Annotated in this window: 18 protein-coding genes and 1 riboswitch; of the genes, 7 read left to right on the top strand and 11 right to left on the bottom strand. The window is 61.0% G+C overall.

From position 1 onward, the window contains the following. Positions 1–40 precede the first annotated feature (40 nt). Together OIU37_RS04165 and OIU37_RS04160 are read left to right on the top strand one after the other, a co-directional pair. Entirely contained in the window at positions 41–1,552 is a 1,512-nt protein-coding gene (locus tag OIU37_RS04165; protein WP_171602709.1) for an ATPase domain-containing protein, read from the top strand. Further along, on the top strand, positions 1,527–3,692 hold the full coding sequence (locus OIU37_RS04160) for a hybrid sensor histidine kinase/response regulator (protein WP_240603558.1): 2,166 nt from the start codon (positions 1,527–1,529) through the stop codon (positions 3,690–3,692). The genes OIU37_RS04165 and OIU37_RS04160 overlap by 26 nt, the downstream gene beginning before the upstream one ends. Here the strand turns inward: OIU37_RS04160 and mobB are convergent. From mobB to OIU37_RS04145, 3 genes are read right to left on the bottom strand one after another with little or no spacing between them, the layout of a single operon-like run. Continuing rightward, positions 3,624–4,145, bottom strand: coding sequence for a molybdopterin-guanine dinucleotide biosynthesis protein B (gene mobB / locus OIU37_RS04155; RefSeq protein ID WP_240603143.1), 522 nt, complete (start codon positions 4,143–4,145; stop codon positions 3,624–3,626). The genes OIU37_RS04160 and mobB overlap by 69 nt on opposite strands. Further along, entirely contained in the window at positions 4,142–4,771 is a 630-nt protein-coding gene (mobA, locus tag OIU37_RS04150; protein ID WP_171603065.1) for a molybdenum cofactor guanylyltransferase MobA, read from the bottom strand. The genes mobB and mobA overlap by 4 nt, the downstream gene beginning before the upstream one ends. 21 nt (positions 4,772–4,792) lie before the next feature. Then, positions 4,793–5,701, bottom strand: coding sequence for a DMT family transporter (locus tag OIU37_RS04145; RefSeq protein ID WP_171602707.1), 909 nt, complete (start codon positions 5,699–5,701; stop codon positions 4,793–4,795). Between the two features lie 329 nt (positions 5,702–6,030). Between OIU37_RS04145 and OIU37_RS04140 the strand changes: the two genes are divergently transcribed. After that, a complete protein-coding gene (locus OIU37_RS04140) occupies positions 6,031–6,798 on the top strand; it encodes an SDR family oxidoreductase (RefSeq protein ID WP_264255894.1) in 768 nt (255 codons plus the stop codon). Between the two features lie 65 nt (positions 6,799–6,863). Here the strand turns inward: OIU37_RS04140 and ribB are convergent, their stop codons facing one another. The 6 genes from ribB to OIU37_RS04110 all read right to left on the bottom strand — a co-directional run bounded on the left by ribB (position 6,864) and on the right by OIU37_RS04110 (position 13,370). Then, on the bottom strand, positions 6,864–7,499 hold the full coding sequence (gene ribB, locus OIU37_RS04135; RefSeq protein ID WP_168310848.1) for a 3,4-dihydroxy-2-butanone-4-phosphate synthase: 636 nt from the start codon (positions 7,497–7,499) through the stop codon (positions 6,864–6,866). Positions 7,500–7,625: 126 nt separating this feature from the next. Then, positions 7,626–7,776: riboswitch (FMN riboswitch) on the bottom strand. A gap of 193 nt (positions 7,777–7,969) precedes the next feature. Next, positions 7,970–8,752, bottom strand: a complete 783-nt coding sequence (locus OIU37_RS04130; RefSeq protein WP_264255893.1) for a glucose 1-dehydrogenase — start codon at positions 8,750–8,752, stop codon at positions 7,970–7,972. A gap of 273 nt (positions 8,753–9,025) precedes the next feature. Continuing rightward, positions 9,026–9,814 (bottom strand): SDR family oxidoreductase, encoded by a 789-nt coding sequence (locus OIU37_RS04125; RefSeq protein WP_129420418.1) that lies wholly within the window; start codon positions 9,812–9,814, stop codon positions 9,026–9,028. A gap of 22 nt (positions 9,815–9,836) precedes the next feature. Further along, entirely contained in the window at positions 9,837–11,315 is a 1,479-nt protein-coding gene (locus OIU37_RS04120; RefSeq protein ID WP_171602703.1) for a sugar ABC transporter ATP-binding protein, read from the bottom strand. 28 nt (positions 11,316–11,343) lie between these two features. Then, positions 11,344–12,273, bottom strand: a complete 930-nt coding sequence (locus tag OIU37_RS04115) for a sugar ABC transporter substrate-binding protein (protein ID WP_171602702.1) — start codon at positions 12,271–12,273, stop codon at positions 11,344–11,346. A gap of 116 nt (positions 12,274–12,389) precedes the next feature. Beyond that, positions 12,390–13,370, bottom strand: a complete 981-nt coding sequence (locus OIU37_RS04110) for an ABC transporter permease (RefSeq protein WP_171602701.1) — start codon at positions 13,368–13,370, stop codon at positions 12,390–12,392. A gap of 204 nt (positions 13,371–13,574) precedes the next feature. Between OIU37_RS04110 and OIU37_RS04105 the strand changes: the two genes are divergently transcribed. From OIU37_RS04105 to OIU37_RS04090, 4 genes are all read left to right on the top strand, one after another. Further along, positions 13,575–14,384 carry a transketolase gene (locus OIU37_RS04105; RefSeq protein ID WP_171602700.1) on the top strand — a complete coding sequence of 270 codons (810 nt, stop codon included), beginning with the start codon at positions 13,575–13,577 and terminating at the stop codon, positions 14,382–14,384. Further along, entirely contained in the window at positions 14,384–15,340 is a 957-nt protein-coding gene (locus OIU37_RS04100; protein ID WP_168310842.1) for a transketolase family protein, read from the top strand. Before OIU37_RS04105 ends, OIU37_RS04100 begins: the two co-directional genes overlap by 1 nt. 69 nt (positions 15,341–15,409) lie before the next feature. Then, positions 15,410–16,876, top strand: a complete 1,467-nt coding sequence (locus OIU37_RS04095; RefSeq protein ID WP_264255892.1) for an FGGY family carbohydrate kinase — start codon at positions 15,410–15,412, stop codon at positions 16,874–16,876. 21 nt (positions 16,877–16,897) lie between these two features. Continuing rightward, a complete protein-coding gene (locus OIU37_RS04090) occupies positions 16,898–17,848 on the top strand; it encodes a sugar-binding transcriptional regulator (protein WP_168310840.1) in 951 nt (316 codons plus the stop codon). A gap of 114 nt (positions 17,849–17,962) precedes the next feature. Here OIU37_RS04090 and OIU37_RS04085 read toward each other — a convergent pair whose 3' ends face one another. Together OIU37_RS04085 and OIU37_RS04080 are read right to left on the bottom strand one after the other, a co-directional pair. After that, positions 17,963–18,715 carry an ABC transporter ATP-binding protein gene (locus OIU37_RS04085; protein ID WP_264255891.1) on the bottom strand — a complete coding sequence of 251 codons (753 nt, stop codon included), beginning with the start codon at positions 18,713–18,715 and terminating at the stop codon, positions 17,963–17,965. Beyond that, on the bottom strand, positions 18,709–19,779 hold the full coding sequence (locus OIU37_RS04080; protein WP_264255890.1) for an iron ABC transporter permease: 1,071 nt from the start codon (positions 19,777–19,779) through the stop codon (positions 18,709–18,711). Before OIU37_RS04080 ends, OIU37_RS04085 begins: the two co-directional genes overlap by 7 nt. Between the last annotated feature and the right edge of the window lie 5 nt (positions 19,780–19,784).

Below are 19,784 nucleotides of genomic sequence, written 5' to 3'. Positions count from 1 at the left end.
GTCGCCACTAATTCCCGTTATAAGCTGAAGGAAACAATGAATGAATACTGCTATACCTGCCATGAAAGCCCGGACTGGCGTGTCCGGTTTGGACACAATTCTGGCAGGGGGGCTTTCGCCGGGGCACGTGTTTCTCCTGGAGGGAAATCCAGGGGCGGGAAAGACAACGATTGCATTGCAGTTTCTGATCGAGGGTGCGCGGATCGGCGAGCAGGGGCTCTACATCACCCTTTCCGAAACCGAGAGTGAGCTTCGTGCCGGTGCGGCATCGCACGGGATGGTGATCGACGGCCATATCGAGGTCTTCGAGGTCGTGCCTCCGGAAAGCCTGCTGGATGCCGACCAGCAGCAGAGCCTGCTCTATTCATCAGACCTGGAACTCGGAGAGACGACAAAGGAGATCTTTGCCGCTTTCGAGCGGGTTAAGCCCAGTCGTGTGGTTCTCGACAGCCTGTCGGAGATCAGGCTGCTGGCGCAAAGCTCGCTGCGCTACCGGCGGCAGATCCTCGCGCTCAAACACTATTTTGCCCGGCAGGGGGCGACAGTCCTTTTGCTCGATGATCTGACGTCCGACGTGCTTGACAAAACGGTTCATAGCGTCGTGCACGGCGTCATCCATCTCGAGGAGATGGCGCCGAGCTATGGGGCCGAGCGCCGGCGGCTCAGGATCACGAAATACCGTGGGCAAGCCTTCCGCGGCGGTTTCCACGATTTCACCATTCAAACCGGCGGCGTCGTTGTTTTTCCACGTCTCGTCGCCGCCGAACATCGGTCGACCTATGTCCGCGATGAGTTATCCTCAAATATTCCGGAACTGGACCTTCTATTGGGCGGGGGGTTGGAGAGAGGTTCCAGTACACTTATCCTCGGTCCATCCGGTACCGGCAAGAGCACTTTCTCGTTTCAATTCCTGGTCGCGGCGGTTGCGCGTGGCGAGAGAGCCGCGGCCTTCATCTTCGACGAAGAGCTTGGCCTGCTCTTTACGCGGCTCAAGGCGCTGGGAATAGATCTCGAGAGTCTAAGGAGCAGCGGTCTAATTCACATCGAACAGCTCGACGCCGCTGAACTGTCACCAGGTGAATTCGCGCATCGCGTGCGCGAGTGCGTGGACAAGTCGAATGCCAAGACCGTCATCATCGACAGCATCAACGGCTATCAAGCATCGATGCCGGATGAAAATTCGCTGATCCTTCACATGCATGAGTTGCTTCAATATTTGAACAGGCAAGGCGCCAATACCTTCCTTACCGTTGCACAGCATGGACTTGTCGGCGACATGAAGGCGCCTGTCGACGTGACCTATCTTGCGGACACAGTCATACTGTTGCGCTACTTCGAGGCCGCGGGGAGGGTGCGGCGAGCGGTCTCCGTGATCAAGAAAAGAACTGGGCTGCATGAGGATACAATCCGAGAGTATCGTATCGACAGTTCGGGGCTGACGTTCGGGGATCCTCTGGTCGGGTTCCAGGGTGTGCTTCGCGGCGTTCCCGAATTTGTCACTAGCGCAGAGCCGCTCCTGTCGACTGATGGCGGGGATCGCGGCAATTCCTAACTCCGTAAAGCCGAAAGCATTGATCTATACTCCTGCCGGACGCGATGCCCAGGTGGCGGTATCGCTAATCGACGAAGCCGGCCTATCATCGATCGCGGCTGCCGACCTGAATGTCTTTGCCTCTTTACTTAACGATGAGATCGCGCTTGGCGTGCTGACCGAAGAGGCCGTTCGCTGGAGCGATTTGAAGCCAATTGCTGCCTGGGTCTCCGCCCAGCCAAGCTGGTCCGATCTACCGTTCATCGTGCTCACCACGCGCGGCGGCGGACCTGAACGAAATCCGGCCGCTGCCAGGCTTTCAGAGGTTCTCGGCAACGTCACTTTCCTGGAAAGGCCGTTCCATGCGACCTCCTTCATCAGTATTGCGCGGACCGCGTTAAAAGGGCGCCTGCGCCAATATGAGGCTCAAGCTCAGCTCGAGGCTTTGGGCGAGGGCGAGCGACGGTTGCAGACGGCGCTTGCAGCCGGTCGTCTTGGGGCGTGGGAGCTGGAGCTATCCTCGATGGCCCTGTCTGCCTCGGCCACCTGCAAGGCAGTCTTCGGCCGAAAGCCGGACGATGATGTCACACGCGACGATCTGATCGCAAGCATCCATCCCGACGACCGAGATCTTGTGTTGGCACGCCTGCGCGAGACGATCGATACCGGACGCGACTATTCGATCGAGCACAGGACAATCTGGCCGGATGGTTCACTCCATTGGACGGAGGTCCATGCGCAGCTTTATTCCGACAGATATGGTTCCGCGAGGAAACTCGTCGGGGTCTGTTCCGATACCACCGCCCGCAAGACCATCGAGGAAAATCTGAGACGCCTCAATGAAAACCTCGAAGAGCGTGTGCGGGAACGGACGAGGGAGGTCAACGCCGCTCACCAGACGCTGCTCGAAGAAGTCGCCCAGCGTGAAAAAGCCGAGGAGCAGCTACGCCAATCGCAGAAGATGGAGGCAATCGGTCAGTTGACCGGCGGCGTCGCCCACGATTTCAACAATTTGCTGATGGTCGTTCTTGGTAATCTGGAATTACTCGGCAAGCACGTTGCCGGAGATGCCAAGGCGACGCGTCTGGTTGAGGGGGCAGTGCAGGGTGCGAGGCGCGGAGCGGCTCTGACGCAACGGCTGCTGGCTTTTGCCCGGCAGCAGGATCTGCAGGTCAAGCCCGTCGATCTGGCCGAGCTAGTCTCCGGCATGAACGACCTGCTGCAGCGCTCGGTCGGATCCTCGATCAGCATCGAAACCAATCTGCCGACAAGCCTGCCGCCGGCCCTGGTTGATGCGAACCAGCTCGAATTGGCGCTGCTCAACCTTGCCGTCAATGCCCGTGATGCGATGCCGGATGGCGGGACGTTGGCCATATCGCTGCGCGAGGAAGAGGTTGTCGGCGATGGCGGCGCTCTCGGTAAAGGGGCCTATCTTGTGCTGGCAGTGGCCGACAGCGGCACCGGCATGGACGCGGAAACATTGAAGAAGGCGGTCGATCCGTTTTTCTCGACCAAGGAACTCGGAAAGGGCACAGGCCTCGGCTTATCGATGATCCACGGACTTGCCGTTCAGCTCAATGGCGCACTTCTTCTGACCAGCGAGCTTGGTGTCGGAACGACCGCCGAACTGTGGCTTCCGGCGACCGAACGGCGCCCCGAGCGGCCAGCCGAGGCGGAGCTGCCCGTCCCGCAAGCTGCATCCAGACTGAAGATTCTGCTCGTCGATGACGATGCCTTGATTGCCATGAGTTCGGTCGACATGCTTGAAGATCTCGGCCACGAGGTCGTCGAAGCAAACTCCGGCTCGCAGGCGCTGGAACTGATCAGCAGCGGTCAGCATTTCGACCTTGTCATTACCGACTATTCGATGCCCGGTATGACCGGCGCACAGCTCGCCCAGGCTGCGCGCGACATTCATCCGGAATTGCCGATCGTGCTGGCGACAGGCTACGCCGATCTTCCTGCCGGTACCGATATCGATCTTCCGAGATTGGCAAAGCCCTATGATCAGGCGCAGCTCGCCAAGGAAATCGCCAAGGCGATGGCCCGCGAAACGGCTCCGCTTCTTAGATCCGGCGGCGACGCAGTTGGTTCAGAGCCTCGCTTGTTCAAGGCCAACGATGTCAGCGATGAAATCGGCGATGGCGCCTGTGTCGTCTAGATCGAAGACCGGCAGGGCCGTATCCGGAACGGCATGATCAGCAGCGATGGCGCAGATATGGGGATCGCTCGGCGCCAACGGTTCACGATTGGCGGCCTCCAGGCGGCGGGCCTCGATCTTCGGCATCGGTTCGCGTTTGTAGCCTTCGATCAGCACGAGATCGCAGGGTGCGAGACGGGCGAGTATCTCCTCGAACTCAGGTTGGGGGGCGCCGCGCAACTCGTGCATGATGGCGTAGCGTGTGCCGGAGACGATGGTGACCTCATGGGCTCCCGCCTGGCGATGGCGGTAACTGTCGGCCCCGACCTTGTCGATGTCGAAATCGTGATGGGCGTGCTTGATCGTCGAGATCCTGTAACCACGGCGGGTGAACTCCGTCACCAGCCGGACGGCGAGACCCGTCTTGCCCGAGTTCTTCCAGCCGGCGATGCCGAAGATTTTCGGTGCGGTCATGCGCGAAGGGCCTCCAGCCAGCGTTCCGCCTCGACGAGATCGTCGGGCGTGTTGATGTTGAAGAAGGGATCGAGCAGGCTGGCGCGGGTCGGATGCAGCGGGAACGCCACTTCCGTAACGTCATGCCGCAACAGGAAGTCGCGTACGCGGCGCTTCTGGTCGGTGGCGATCCAGGTTTCGAGATCGGCGGCCAGCGTCACCGGCCAGAGCCCGAAGACGGGATGGCTGCGGCCCTCGGAGGCGGCGATGGCGATCTGCGAGGGGTGCTCGACCGTTGCGGCCAGCCGGGCGACGAGATCGGCCGGGAAGAACGGGCAATCCACCGAGACGGTGGCGACATGGGTAATCGATGGCAGGCCGGCGGCATAGACCATGGCCGCATGGATGCCGGCCATCGGCCCGGCCTTGCCGGGAAAAAGGTCGGGAACGACAGGCACGTCCTCGGCGGCAGTATCGGCATTGACTGCAACGAGCGGGATCTGCTGCGAGAGGCGGGTCAACACATGGCGGAGCAGGCTCTCGGCCCCAAGCATTACGCCCGCCTTGTCGCGGCCCATGCGCTGCGAGCGGCCGCCGGCCAACACGACGCCTGCTATGTCAGATCTGTCGAGCGAGAAGTCAGCCATCACACTGCTCAAAATCCTTCCTCAGACCGGCGCGCGCGGCGCGGATTCCTGCGCGATCGGAGACACGCGGCGCTTGGCCTCACGATAGAACGTATAGAGGCCGGAGGCGATGACGATTGCAGCCCCCACGAGCGTCCAGCTGTCAGGCACTTCGGCAAAGAAGAAGAAACCCAGCAGGGAGGAGAAGATCAGGCTGGTATAGCGGAACGGGGCGACGAAGGAGATTTCGCCGGTACGCATGGCGAGGATGACCGACTGGTAGCCGACCAGCACCAGTACAGAGGCAAGCAGGAGATGCCCGAGCGCGGTAGCGCTGACCGGCTGCCAGCCGCCGAGCACCGGGATGAGCAGCGCGCCGAAGAAGGAGGCTGACATGGCGGTGATGACGGTTATCATCAGCGAGGGGATTTCCGGACTGATGCTCCGGGTGGCGAGATCACGGCCGGCTGTCGTCAGCACCGCACCGACGCAGAGGAGGGCGGCGGCAGTGAAACCTTCCGGGCCGGGGCGGATGATGATCATCACGCCGACGAGGCCGACGAGGATTGCCGACCAGCGCCGCCAGCCGACCGGCTCGCCGAAGAAAAGCGCCGCACCGAAGGTGACGACCAGCGGCAGCGACTGCAGGATCGCCGAGGCATTGGCAATCGGCATCATGCCGAGCGCGGTGATATAGGTGACGGCGGAGAGCATCTCGCAGATGATCCGGAAGATGATCATCGGCTGCAGCACGACGCGCCAGGAGCGTAGCGCGCCCATTTTCCAGGCGATCAGATAGACGAGCAGGCTGGTAAAGAGGCCGCGCAGGAACATGATCTCGCCGGCGTTCATATAGGCGACCACCGATTTGGACAGGGCGTCGCTTGCGGAAAAGCCGGCCATCGCCATGCTCATATAGATGGCGCCCTGAGTATTGCGTGACCGCGGCATGAAGAGATTCCCTTTACCTGTGCGCTCCTTTTAGTCGCGAAGATGGATGAAGGGAATCGGATGAATGTCACACCAGGCATAAATCGATCATGCAGTGCACAACGGCACTGATGCCAACGCAGGCATCGGGGTGGGAGTCCCAGCAAATCCCCGTTTTATAAGACGAATTCCGCTATTTCCGACGCCGCAATCACGGCGTCGATGGGGAAACGTCGTCGCGCCTGCCGGTTCGCCCATAGGCGTTTTTCTCGTGCTGCGCGGGAAACGGGTGGCTGCATCGTCTGAAGTTTGAGCATCTCAGATATCGCAACAACCCAGGAGAGACCGATATGACACTTCTCAACGATAAGATCGCAATCATCACCGGCGCAAGCTCCGGCATCGGCCGCGCGGCGGCGAAACTCTTTGCCCGGGAAGGCGCCAAGCTCGTGGTTACCGGCCGGCGGCAGGACGCGCTCGATGCCGTCATCGCCGAAATCGAGGCGGAGGGTGGTCAGGCCGTCGCCATATCCGGCGATGTCAGGGACGAGGCTCTGCAGGCAAGGCTCGTCGAGACGGCAGTCTCGCGTTTCGGCCGGCTCGACATCGCCTTCAACAATGCCGGCATCATCGGTGAGATGGGGCCGGTCGCCGGGTTGTCGCTGGAGGGCTGGCGCGAGACGATCGAGACCAATCTCACCGCCGCGTTCCTCGGCGCCAAGCACCAGTCGGCGGCGATGGGAAAAGGCGGCGGATCGCTGATCTTCACCTCGACTTTCGTCGGGCACACCGTCGGCATGCCTGGCATGGCCGCCTATGCGGCGAGCAAGGCGGGTCTGATTGGCTTCGTGCAGGTGCTCGCCGCCGAACTCGGAGCGCAAAAGATCCGCGTCAACGCACTGCTTCCCGGCGGCACCGACACGCCCGCCAGCATCACCAACGCGCCTGATGCCACGCCGGAGGTGCTAGCCTTCGTGGAGGGGCTGCATGCGCTGAAACGCATGGCGCAGCCCGAAGAGATCGCCAATGCGGCGCTTTTCCTCGCCTCCGACATGTCGAGCTTCGTCACCGGCACGGCGATGGTGGCGGATGGCGGGGTTTCGATCAACCGGACATAGGACGGGCAAGGGGAAGGTGTCGTCAGAGTTGCGGCGGGGCTATGCCGCCGCAACAAAGGCACCGATCAGGCGACTTCGCGTATGTCTCTTGCTGCCTGGCGGTCGAGATAGGCGACCAGGTCCTCGATGGTGACGAGCGGGAGGTTGTGGCGTTCGGCAAAGAGCGTGAGTTCGGGCAGGCGGGACATGGTTCCGTCGTCGTTGGCGACTTCGCAGATGACGCCGGCGGGGATCCTTCCGGCCAGGCGGGCGAGGTCGACGGCGGCTTCAGTGTGGCCGGGGCGGCCGAGGACGCCGCGGGGATTGGCGCGCAGCGGAAAGATGTGGCCGGGGCGGGCGAATTCGTCAGGCTTTGCGCGATCGTCGACGAGGGCGCGGACGGTGGCGGCGCGGTCGGCAGCCGAGATGCCCGTCGTCGTGCCCTTGAGATAATCGACCGAGACCGTGAAGGCGGTTTTGTGCGATTCCGTATTGTTGGGCACCATCAGCGGAATATCGAGCGCATCGAGACGCTCGCCTTCCATGGCGATGCAGATGAGACCACGGGCGTGGGTCATCATGAAGGCGATTGTTTCCGGGGTGACGGCATCGGCCGCGACCACGATATCGCCTTCGTTTTCCCGGTTCTGGTCGTCGACGACGACGACCATCTTGCCGCTGGCGATGGCTGATATGGCATCTTCAATTGTTGCGATAGTCATGCTGTCTGGCCTTTCAAGGGTTATGTCAGCGGGCTGACATGGTCTGCAAGGCTCAATCCGTGAGCCAGCCTTCTGCCCTTGGGCGAACAAACGTCAGCCGACTCCGGGATGGAGTGCGACTGCCCGTGTTGTCCTCTTCCATCCGGACTATACCGTCGGCTCCGGCATCTCACCGGATCTGCTGACCTTCCGACAGGAGGTGCCGGAAGCGCTCGCGGGCTCCAGGATTGCTCCTGATACCGCCGGTGGGGAATTGCACCCCGCCCTGAGAACATTTCAAAGATAGGATCAAACACAGGCGGATGGCAAGGTCACTCGACCGGGCGAAAATGCAAAGCTGCCCTAACGCCGATGGACACACTGTTCACACGGAGGCGACGACCGTGTCGCCTTCCGCGCTTCATTGGTGGTTTGATCTTTCCATGCATGTCGTTGTCCCAAAACCGCTGCGCAGTTTTGGGCGACCTGTGTCAGGACATGATCAGCCCGCCGTCGACATTGATCGTCTGGCCGGTGATATAGGCGGCGTCATCGCTGGCGAGGAAGGTGACCAGGCCGGCGACGTCTTCGCCAGAGCCGGCCCGTTTCATCGGGATGCCCTCGACCCATTCCTTCATCAATTCGCCGGGAGCGTAGTTGCCGAGCAGCTTGCCCCAGGCCTGGTCGTTATAGGCCCACATGTCGGTCTCGATGATACCGGGGCAGAAGGCGTTGACGGTGATCTTCTCGGTCGCGACTTCCTTGGCCAGGCTCTGGGTGATGCCGACGACGCCCATTTTCGAGGCGGCATAATGCGGCGTGTAGATGAAGCCGTCGCGCGCCTGGCCGGAGGCGGTGTTGATGATGCGACCGCCGCGCTTGTGCTTGCGCATTCTAAGAATCGCCTCCTGAGCGCAGAGGAAAACGCCCTTTGTGTTGACGGCCATGACCTTGTCCCACTCGTTTTCGGTCAGGTCCTCGACGCGGGCGATGGTGATGACCCCAGCATTCTGGATCGAGACGTCGACCGCGCCGAATTCCCTCTCGGCGGCATCATAGAGGGCGGTGACGCTCGCCTTGTCGGTGACATCGCCGATGAAGGAGATCGCCTTGCCGCCTTCGGCCCGGATTTGTTCGGCGACGCCGTGGACCAGGTCCTCATTGGCCGATACGACGAGATTGGCGCCTTCTTTCGCAAAGCGTTTGGCGATCGCCGCTCCGATGCCGCGGCTACCCCCGGTAATGACGACAGTCTTCTGCTCAAAGCGTTTCATGCTCTTTCCTTGTGTCCGTCGATAAACAGCAAATCTGGGTGCGACCTACCATGCGATCATTATTAGAGCTCAACCGGTTGTCGCAAATTCAGGCAGTCTTGAGCGCCGATGACGACGCGCCGAGCCATCCGCCCGTTCGATCGGCGTGAAGGGCGGGCAGACGACGATATCGCACGCCGTCATACCCGTTGGTCCCTTCAGCGCCTCGATCTCAGCCAGGGAGGAAGCGAGACCGTGCATTTTCCAGCGGCGGCAATGAGTTTTCTCATCGCATCACCAGCAGCAGAAACCGCCGTCGACGAGAAGATCGACGCCGGTCACGAAACTTGCCGCATTCGACAGCAGGAACACCGCCGGACCTACCATCTCATCCACCGCTGCCATTCGCTGCATTGGCGTCTGCTCTTCGAAGAGCTTGGTCTGATGAACCATCTCGGGACGGGTGTTCATGGGCGTTGCCGTGTATCCGGGGGAGATGGTGTTGACGCGAATGCCGCGGTCGACCCATTCCATCGCCATGGACTTCGACATATGGATGACGCCCGCCTTGGAGGCGTTATAGTGCGCTTGGCTCAGCCCGCGGTTTACGATCACACCGGACATGGAAGCGATGTTGACGATGGAGCCGCGTCCATTCTTCAGCATGGCGCGAGCCTCTGCCTGGCAGGAAAGAAAGACGCCTTTCAGGTTGATATCCATCAACGTCTGATATTGGTCCTCCTCCATCTCTTCCGCAGCGTTCGCGTTAGCGATGCCCGCCGCGTTGACTGCAAGTGTCAATGGGCCGAGATCGGCCTCGGTACGTGCTATTGCCTCTCCAAGGGAAGATTTGCTCGTGACATCCGCCGCGATCTGGATCGAGCGGCGGCCGGCGGCGCGAGTATGTTCAGCCGTCTTGGCCAATCCGTCGTCGGTTCGGCGGTCGAGCAGCGCCACGTCGGCGCCGCATTGCGCAAGGCCGATGGCAATGCGCTGCCCAATGCCGCTCCCGGCTCCGGTAACGATGGCAACCTGGCCGCTGAGATCGAAAAGCTTCGGGGCGTTCAGAGTGATGTCGGACACCGCTCTTCCTTTCTCTGTCTGTTTAGATAGTGGCTAGCTCCATGACCGAAACGTCATTCGCCTCGTCACGATTGAGAATGCCTGCCTGTTTGCCTTGGGCAAGCACGAGAATGCGATTGGAAACTCCGAGAACCTCCTCGAGGTCCGAGCTTACGACGATGACCGCCACGCCCCGTTTGGCAAGATTGACGATGATGTCGTAGATGCCCGCTCGGGCGCCGACGTCGATGCCTCTCGTCGGTTCGTCGAGTACGACGACCTTGGGATCGCGCATCAGCCACTTCGCGATGACGACCTTCTGCTGGTTGCCGCCGGACAGGTCCGAGGCATATTGCTCCGCACGGCCCTTTACGCCGAACTTGGCAACTGCCTTCTCCGCAAACGAGCGCTTGACGCGCGGCGTAATCCAACGCCCGCCCAGCTTGTCGAGATTGGCGTAGATAATGTTCTCGCTGATCCGGTGCCCGACGATGAGCCCCTGCTCCTTGCGGTCTTCCGGAACCATCACGACACCCTTGGCGATCGCGTCCGCCGGATCGCGCAGCCTGAGTTCCTCGCCTTCCAGCTTGATCGAACCGGCACTGATTGGGTCTGCTCCCGAAATCGCACGCACCAGTTCGGTGCGGCCGGCGCCGACCAATCCGGCGATCCCGAGAATTTCTCCGGCCCGCACCTCGAAGGTAACATTACGGAACGAGTTTTCCGGCGAACTCAGCCCGGATACCTCAAGTACCGGTCGGTCTGTCGGAACGGGCAGGGCGGGGAACAAGCGGTCAAGCGGGCGTCCAACCATGCTCTCGACGATCGTTCGCACCGGGGTCGCGCTGTCTGAGAATTCTTGCACCCGCTCGCCGTCGCGAAGAACGACGATCCGGTCGGTGATCTGCTTGATCTCTTCCATGCGGTGGGAAATGTAGACGATGCCGACACCTTCTGAGCGAAGCTTCCGAACCTGTTCGAAGAGAGCTTCCGTCTCGGCGCCGCCAAGGGCGGCTGTCGGCTCATCGAGGATCAGCAGCTTTGCGTTGAGAGCAAGTGCCTTGGCGATCTCGATAAGTTGCTGATTTGCCGTGGAAAGGCCGGCGACCGTCCGCGTTGCAGGGATGTGAAGGTTCAATCGAGCGAGCTGGTCCTGGGCCCGGCGAACCATCTGGGCGCGGTCGACGACGCCGTTCTTCATCGGCCAACGTCCGATGAAGACGTTTTCCGCGATCGACAGCTGCGGCAGAAGCTGCAGCTCCTGGTGGATCAGGACAACGCCCTTGTCGATCGCTTCCCTTGGGGTGGCCGGGGCATAAGGCTGCCCCAGCCATGTCATTGATCCTTCGGACGGTGTGCGTGACCCGGCGATGATGCCTGATAGCGTTGACTTGCCCGCTCCGTTTTCACCGAGAAGTGCAACCACTTCGCCCGGATAGACGTCCAAGCTGACATTCTTCAGAACCTGGAGCGGCCCATACCATTTGGATATGCCCCTCAGGGAAAGAACTGGATCAGTCACGGCACACCTCCTCAAGACCTCAACTTCATTACGGATGGTTGGCGATGAAGCCTGCGACGTTTTCCTTGGTTGTCAGCGTGGCATCCAGGAGCTGGACCGGTGGCACCTTTTCTCCGGCGACAAGCTTGGCGGCGTTTTCAACCGCGTCGCGGCCCATCTTCTGCGTCTGCTGGGTCGCAGTTACGTTGAAGACACCCTTGCTGAGCGCTTCGAGAGCTGCGGTGTCACCATCGAAGCCGCCAACCACGATCTTCTGGGAAGGATTGGCGACCTTGATCGCCTGCGCGGCGCCGAGGGCGAGGCCGTCGGCCTGGGCGAACACGATCGAAACGTCCGGATTTGCCTGCAGCATATTCTGCATGATCTGGAAGCCTTCATCCTGGCTCCAGATGTTCGAGAACTGCTCGGCGACAACCTTGACGTCCGGATATGCCTTGAGAGATTCAGCGCAGCCCTTCGAGCGATCGACTTCCGGCGTCGTGCCCTTCTGGCCGTGGATGATGACCATCTTCCCCTTGCCGCCGGCTTCCTTCAGGATGTAGTCGCACACCGCCTTGGCAGAGGCGACGGAATCCGTTGCAAGGAAGGTATCACCGGGTGCTCCGTCGGCGTTGCGGTCAACGTTCACGACCGGAATACCGGCGCTTTTCGCGAGCTTGACCGGAACGGTCGCAGCCGCCGCACCTGCCGGAATGTAGATCAGCGCGTCGATTTTCTGGGTCAGAAGGTCCTGGATCTGATTGACCTGCGTCGGCCCGTCGCCCTTTGCGTCGACGGTGATGACTTCGATGCCGCGCTTCTTGGCTTCGGCTTCGACGGATTGCTTGATCTGGTTGAAGAAGTTTGCCTGAAGGTTGGCAACGGCCAGGCCGAGCTTCTTCAGTTCCGCCGCATGTACGGGGCCGAGCGTGAGGCTGAGCAGTGCAGCAGACGCGAGCATGGTGCGCGCAATTTTCATTGTATTTCCTCCGTTGTTGATGGAACCCTCGGGTATGTCCTCCCCCTCGGGGTATTGATCCGCCCCAACATTCCGGGGCGGAATTCCGGGTCCGCCAACACGGCGGACCCCGCTCGTCAGGCGCGACGCCGACGAATGGTCTCCGCGCCGACCGCGAGCACGATGACGATGCCGATGATCACTTGCTGCAGGAACGGTGAGACGTTGAGAAGATTGAGCCCGTTGCGAAGGACGCCGATGATAAGAACACCGATCAGTGTCCCTCCGATACCGCCCGCGCCCCCCGAGAGCGAAGTCCCGCCGATGACGACGGCAGCGATGGTGTCCAGCTCATAGCCCAGGCCGCTGGACGGCTGGACGGAATCCAGCCTGGCGGCCAGTACGATGCCTGCGAGCCCCGCAAGGACTGAACTTGCGACATAGACGCCAATCGTCACGAGCGGGACGTTGATACCCGCCAGCCGAGCGACTTCCGGATTTCCTCCCACCGCGTAGAGCATGCGACCTTCGGACCGGAAGTGCAGGAAAAGCCACGCAGCAAGAACAACCGCAAGCATGAGGAACACAGTGGCTGTCAACACGCCGAAATGGCGATCGATTGCCAGCATCATGAACCAGTCGGGAAATCCGACGATCTGCTGGCCGTCCGTGATCATATTTGCGACGCCGCGAGCCGCGGACATCATCGCAAGAGTGGCAATAAACGCGGGAACCCTGAATTGCGTCACCAGAAGTCCGACGATCAGGCCCGAAACGCCCGATGCGACCAGAGCAAAAGCGATCCCGACCGGCAGCGGTAGGCCGGCGACATTCGCAGTCCAGCCCATGACCATCATCGCAAGAGCGAGTGCCGAGCCGACGGAGAGATCGATGCCGCCGATCAGAATGACAAAGGTCATTCCGACGGCCATGATGCCGAGAACAGTGATCTGATCGAGGATGTTGAGGCCGTTCCGAACCGAAAGAAACGTGTCGGTGCTGAAGCTCAGAAAGACGCAAAGCGCGAGCAGCCCCACGAGCGGCCCGGTGGCTCCCTTGAGCTTGCTCAACCAGGCGCCGGACGAAAGCCCGTTTTCATTGATTTCGAGCGCCACCATTGTTCCTCCCTATGCCTAGGCTAACCGCTAGTTCATCTAGAATAAATATTCACTGATGCTGGAAAATTCATTAACAAGTTGCCTCCAAGCTGTCAACAGGATTTTCTAGACCTGCAACTGCCAGTATACTGCTTAAAGGGCTTGACTAATCGGCACCATGTGCAAAAATATTGATAACTGAATATTTATGCATGAGAGGAATCCATGAATACGACAGAACTCGAGCGGATCGCTCGCGAGATTCGATTGCGCGATCTCCAGGCGGTTTTCGAAGCGGGCGCCGGCCATATAGGCGGGGAAATGTCTGTTATCGACATTTTGACTGCCCTCTATTTTCGTGTGCTGAATGTTTGGCCCGATCAGCCGAAGCACCCCGACCGCGACAGGTTCGTTCTGTCGAAGGGACATACGGCATGCGCTCTGTATGTGACGCTCGCAAAACGCGGCTTCATCCCGGAGGAAGAGATTTCCACCTTCTTGCAGCCGCATTCGAGGCTGAACGGGCATCCAAATTGCAACAAGGTTCCTGGCGTCGAAACGAATACCGGGCCGCTCGGGCACGGTCTTCCAGTCGCAATAGGAATGGCGAAAGCCGCCAAACTCTCGGGCGCGAAATATCACACCTACGTCGTCACCGGCGACGGTGAGATGCAGGAGGGCTCCAACTGGGAAGCGATCATGGCGGCCGCGCAGTTCAAGCTCGATAACTTGACGCTGGTCATCGACCACAACAGGTTCCAGCAGGGCGCCGCCCTGGCGGAGACCAACGATCTCGCCCCGCTGCGTCCGAAGCTTGAAGCTTTCGATTGGGAAGTCACCGAGATCAATGGGAACAATATGAGCGAAGTGGTTTCAGCCCTCGAACACCGGGGATCGAGACCGCATTGCATCGTCGCCCATACCAACAAGGGGCATGGAATCTCGTTCATGCAAGACCGAGTCGACTGGCACCACAAGGTACCGAGCAAGGAACAATACGAAATCGCATTGGCAGAATTGTCGGAGGCACAGTAATGAACGCGCCAATAAACGCACCCAAGCTCTACGATTGCCGCGACGCATTCGCCTCTACGCTCGAGCGGCTGGCAGCCGAAAACGAAACGATCGTTGCCGTCTGCAACGACTCCGTCGGCTCCTCCAAGCTCGGCGGCTTCAAGGCGAAGTTTGGAGAGCGCCTGGTCAATGTCGGTATCGCCGAGCAGAACATGGTGGGGGTTGGAGCAGGCCTCGCCAACGGCGGACGCCTTCCGTTCGTGTGCGCCGCCGCTCCGTTTCTCACGGGACGGTCGCTGGAGCAGATCAAAGCCGATATTTCGTATTCGAATGCCAACGTCAAGCTGGTCGGCATTTCTTCTGGAATGGCCTATGGCGAACTTGGTCCGACCCATCACTCGATCGAAGACTTCGCCTGGACGCGGGTTCTGCCTAATCTTCCGGTCATTGCACCTTGTGACCGCATCGAAACAGCTGCTGCGGTTGAGTGGGCCGCGACCTACAACGGTCCCTGTTTCCTGCGTCTGTCTCGCGTAGGTGTACCTGATCTCCTTCCGGAGGGTCACAAGTTCGAACTCGGCAAGGCAAACCTCCTTCGCCAGGGTTCCGATGTCACCCTTATCGCAAACGGTACTTTGACTCATCGAATTCTGAAGGCTGCCGAGATCCTCGCAGAACGCGGCATCAACGCCAGAGTGCTCAACCTTGCAACGGTTCGTCCGATCGACGAGGACGCCATCATCGCCGCGGCGAAGGAAACCGGAGCGATCGTCACAGCCGAAGAGCATTCGATCTTTGGCGGGCTCGGTTCCGCGGTCGCCGAAGTGGTGGTCGACAACGCTCCAGTCCCGATGAAACGTCTCGGCGTTCCCGGAGTCTACGCTCCGACCGGTTCGGCAGAGTTCCTGCTCGACGAATTCGGGATGGCGCCGTCCGCGATCGCCGACGCCGCGCAGTCGCTGATCAGGCGCAAGTAACTGGGATCACGTGATCGGCCGGGCCGCCTATTTGTCGTCCCGGCTGCCGTCTGATCTGGGGAGGATAGAATGCGGGCAATTCTGGCAATTGACCAGGGCACGACCAATTCAAAGGCCGTTCTCGTTTCCGAAAAGGGAGAAATTGTCGGCAGAGGTTCGGCTGCTGTCGGCATCACCTATCCCAAGCCAGGCTGGGTCGAACAAGACCCACGCCGGCTCTACGCATCCGTCTGCGAGGCGATCGACGCCTGCCTGAAGGCCGCCCCTGACGTGGTTATCGAGGCCGTGGCGATTTCCAATCAGCGCGAGTCGGTCACGGCCTGGGGCGCCGAAACGGGAGAAGCACTTGGACCGGTGGTGAGCTGGCAGTGCCGTCGAACGGCACAGGATTGCGAACGTCTCATTGCCGAAGGCCACCTTGACCGGGTGCAGGCGCTCACGGGCCTGCCACTGGATCCGATGTTCCCGGGTTCGAAATTCCGATGGCTGCTCGACCGTATTCCGGCCGGGCGATTAGTGCGGCTGGGAACGGTCGACAGTTGGCTCGTCCACTGCCTGACGGGCGGGCGCCGGCACGTTTGCGATGCTTCGAATGCCGCCAGGAGCCAGTTGTTCGATCTCCAGGAGCAGAGATGGTGCGAGGAACTTGGCGGGATTTTCGGCGTGGATATCGCGCTCCTCCCCGAGGTACTCGACAGCTCTGCCGACTTCGGCAGGACGCAAGGGTTGCCAGGCGTGCCGGATGGAACTCCGATAATGGCCGTGATCGGAGACAGTCATGCTGCGCTGTTCGGTCATGGAGCATTCAAGCCGGGTGATGGCAAGGTAACCTTCGGAACCGGCTCGTCGGTGATGACGACGATTCCGCGATTTATTCCCCCACGCAACGGCGTCACAACGACCGTAGCATGGCGTCTCCATGGAAAGCCGACTTTCGCTTTCGAAGGCAATATTCTCGTTTGCGCCGCCAGTCTCCCCTGGATGGCAGGCATTCTCGGCCTTTCGGACGTGGCGGCCCTCGTCGAACTTGCGGCGAGCGCCGAACCGGGCGGACCGGGTTTCGTGCCGGCATTCGTGGGACTGGGCGCACCCTATTGGAACTCCGACGCCCGTGCCCTGTTCTCCCAGATCAACTTCAATACGACACGTGCGCAAATGGCGCGGTCGGTCACCGACTCGGTCGCCTTCCAGGTGCACGACGTGATCGCCGCCATGCGAGCACAAAGCGGCGGCGAGCTCGGGGCGCTCTATGTGGACGGCGGACCGAGCCAGAACCGCTTCCTGATGCAGAGTGTCGCCAACCTCATCGAACATCCCGTGATTCAATGCGAAGCGCCCGAGGCGTCGGCTTTGGGGGCCGCATATCTCGCGGGTCTCTCACTTGGCCTGTGGAGCGATCTTCAGGAGATCGCAGAGCTCCCGCGGAGCTCACATGTCATTGACCCGGAACCCGTGGATCGAGTGGTGCTTCTGAATACCTGGAATGATGCGCTTGCCCGCTCGACGTTACGCGAAACACCGGCTAATGATGAATAAAAATTCACCCTAGGATTAGCGATGACTCGCCTCAATGAACTCCGCCTCATCTCAAGGGTCGCCCAGATGTACCACTTGGAGGGACGGCGACAGGCGGAGATCGCGCAGCACCTTCGCCTGTCGCAGGCGACGGTGTCGCGAATGCTCAAGCGTGCCGAGGCTGAAGATATCGTGCGAACCAGCGTGACGCCCCCCGTTGGCACCTACAGCGAGCTTGAGGGCGCCCTTCGCGAGAAATATGATTTGCCGGAGGCGGTCGTCGTGGAGTGCACGGAAGATCGGGACGGAGCCATCATGGCCCGTATCGGAGAGGCAGCGGCTCATCTCCTTGAGGTGACGCTTGCGCCAGGGGAGATCATCGGCGTTTCGAGTTGGAGCCAAACCATCTCCAAGATGGTCGAGAACATTCATCCCCTGAAGAGCGCTCAGGCGAAGTATGTCGTCCAAACCCTCGGAGGCATGGGCGATCCTTCAGTGCAGACGCATGCGACGCAGCTTACCACGCGGCTTGCTCGGCTGACCGGCGCTGAGCCAAAACTGCTCGCTGTGCAGGGCGTTACGACGTCCAGAGAGGCAAAATTTCTTATGCAGGCCGATCCATACGTGCGGGAGACGATGGACCTGTTCGGCAGCATAACGCTTGCGATTGTCGGAATCGGAGCAGTCGAACCGTCCGAACTTCTCGCACGGTCCGGCAACATTTTTTCGTCCCGCGAACTGTCTGATCTCGCGGAAGCGGGAGCCGTCGGCGACATCTCGCTTCGCTTCTTCGATAAAAACGGCAAGCCGGTCAAGACGCCCCTGGACGACCGGGTCATAGGGCTTCCACTCGAGGATCTCGAACGGGTGGACCGGGTCATTGCTCTTGCCGGCGGGTCGAAAAAGACCGACGCTATCGCAGGCGCGCTCCGCGTGGGCGTCATCGACATGCTTGTTACGGACAAGTTTACCGCGCAGCGATTGATCGACTGACGGGGCAGGGTGGGAGCGCCCGCCTCGTCCTTCGAGGCTTAGCCTTATGGGCTACGCGCCCGAGGATGAGGCTCTCTCGGGTATTATTGGCGCCTCGGGATAGGCTCTCTTGGGTCAATGCGCCGTTCCATCCACAATTACATGGTCGTGGTCCAGCGAGCATTTCTCCACTCGGGCCTCGACCCGGTAGATCTCCCGCAGCATTTCGGCGGTGACGACATCCCTCGGGGTGCCGCAGGCGTGCATGCGGCCGTTGGCGATGACGAGGACCTTGTCGGCGAAGCGCAGCGCCTGGTTGATATCGTGAATGGCGATCAGCACGATCATGCCCTTGGCGCGGGCCTGTCGGCGCATGAAGTCGAGGACTTCGACCTGGCGGTGCAGGTCGAGCGCGCTGGTCGGTTCGTCCATCAGCATGATTTCGGGCTCGCGCACCAGCGCCTGGGCGATCGAGACGAGCTGGCGCTGGCCGCCGGAGAGCGCGCCGAGATCGCGGAAGGCGATGGCGGTGATATGAAGCGCCTTCATTATTTCGTCGATGAAACGTAGGTCGCTGTCGCTGACGGCCCAGGACTGGCCCTGCTTGCGGGCAAGCAGGACGGATTCGTAGACCGTCAGCACCGCGTTGGCCGAAGTATCCTGCGGCATGTAGCTGATGGCGTTTTTTGTCTTCGAGCCTTCGACGATGACATGGCCCGGTCCCTTGAGCAGGCCGGTGATGCGCTTGAAGAGGGTCGACTTGCCGGCGGCGTTCGGGCCGATCACCGCGACGACCTCGCCCGATTTCATCACCGGCGTCGTCACGTCTTCGACGAAGAGCTTGCGGCCATGATAGGCGCCGACCGACTGCAACTGAAGCGCTACCACGACCGGCTCCTGTTCGAGAGGATGAGCGAGAAGAAGAAGGGTACCCCGACCAGAGCGGTGATGATGCCGATCGGGAAGACGACGCCTGGAATGATCGACTTCGAGACGATCGAGGTCAGCGACAAGAGCAGCGCGCCCGACAGGATCGAGCCCGGCAGGAAGAAGCGCTGATCCTCGCCGAGGATCATGCGGGCGATATGCGGACCGACGAGGCCGACGAAACCGATCGTGCCGACGAAGCTGACGGGGACTGCGGCAAGCAGCGAGACCACGAGCATGGTCTCCAGCCGGATGCGGCGGACATTGACGCCGAAGCTTGCGGCCTTGTCCTCGCCGAGGCGGATGGCGGTCAGCGCCCAGGCGTTGCGCGCAAAGAGCGGCAGCGCGATCAGGAGAACGGTAAGCGTTACCCAGATCTTCGGCCAGGTGGCCTTGGTGAGGCTGCCCATCGTCCAAAAGACGACAGCCGACAGCGCCTGTTCTGAGGCGAGATATTGCAGGAAGGCGAGCAACGCATTGAAGGTGAAGACCAGCGCGATGCCGAGCAGTACCACCGTCTGCACCGAGACGCCGCGAGCCTGCGAGACGAAATGGATGAAGAGCGTGGCAATCAGCGCCATGATGAAGGCATTGACCGGCACCAGCAGGCCGGCGGCGACCGGCAGCAGTGGAACGCTGGTGACGATCGCAAGGGCCGCGCCGAAGCTTGCCGCCGCCGAAATGCCGAGCGTGAAGGGGCTGGCGAGCGGATTGGCGAGGATCGTCTGCATCTGCGCGCCGGCGACGGAGAGCGAGGCGCCGACGACGATCGCCATCACGGCAACCGGCATGCGGATGCCCCAGACGACGGCCCGCACCTGGTCGGAAACGGAGGAGGGGTCGAGAAGGGCGGAGACGACTTCGCTGAGACTGTAGCGGGCCGGCCCCCAGGCGAGATCGACGGCGAAGGAGAGGCAGAGCGCTGCCGTCATGGCGGCAAGGATCAGCAGCTTGCGCCGGGCGAGGGCGCGGTAGCGCTCCCTCCCGGCTTCGGCTTCGATCGATATGGCGGCGATCTCGACCATTTCGG

Source organism: Rhizobium sp. BT-226 (assembly GCF_025847085.2).
GTDB classification, from domain to species: domain Bacteria; phylum Pseudomonadota; class Alphaproteobacteria; order Rhizobiales; family Rhizobiaceae; genus Rhizobium; species Rhizobium sophorae.
Note: the sequence above shows the minus strand (reverse complement) of the source record. Positions and strands in the feature narration are given on the sequence as shown.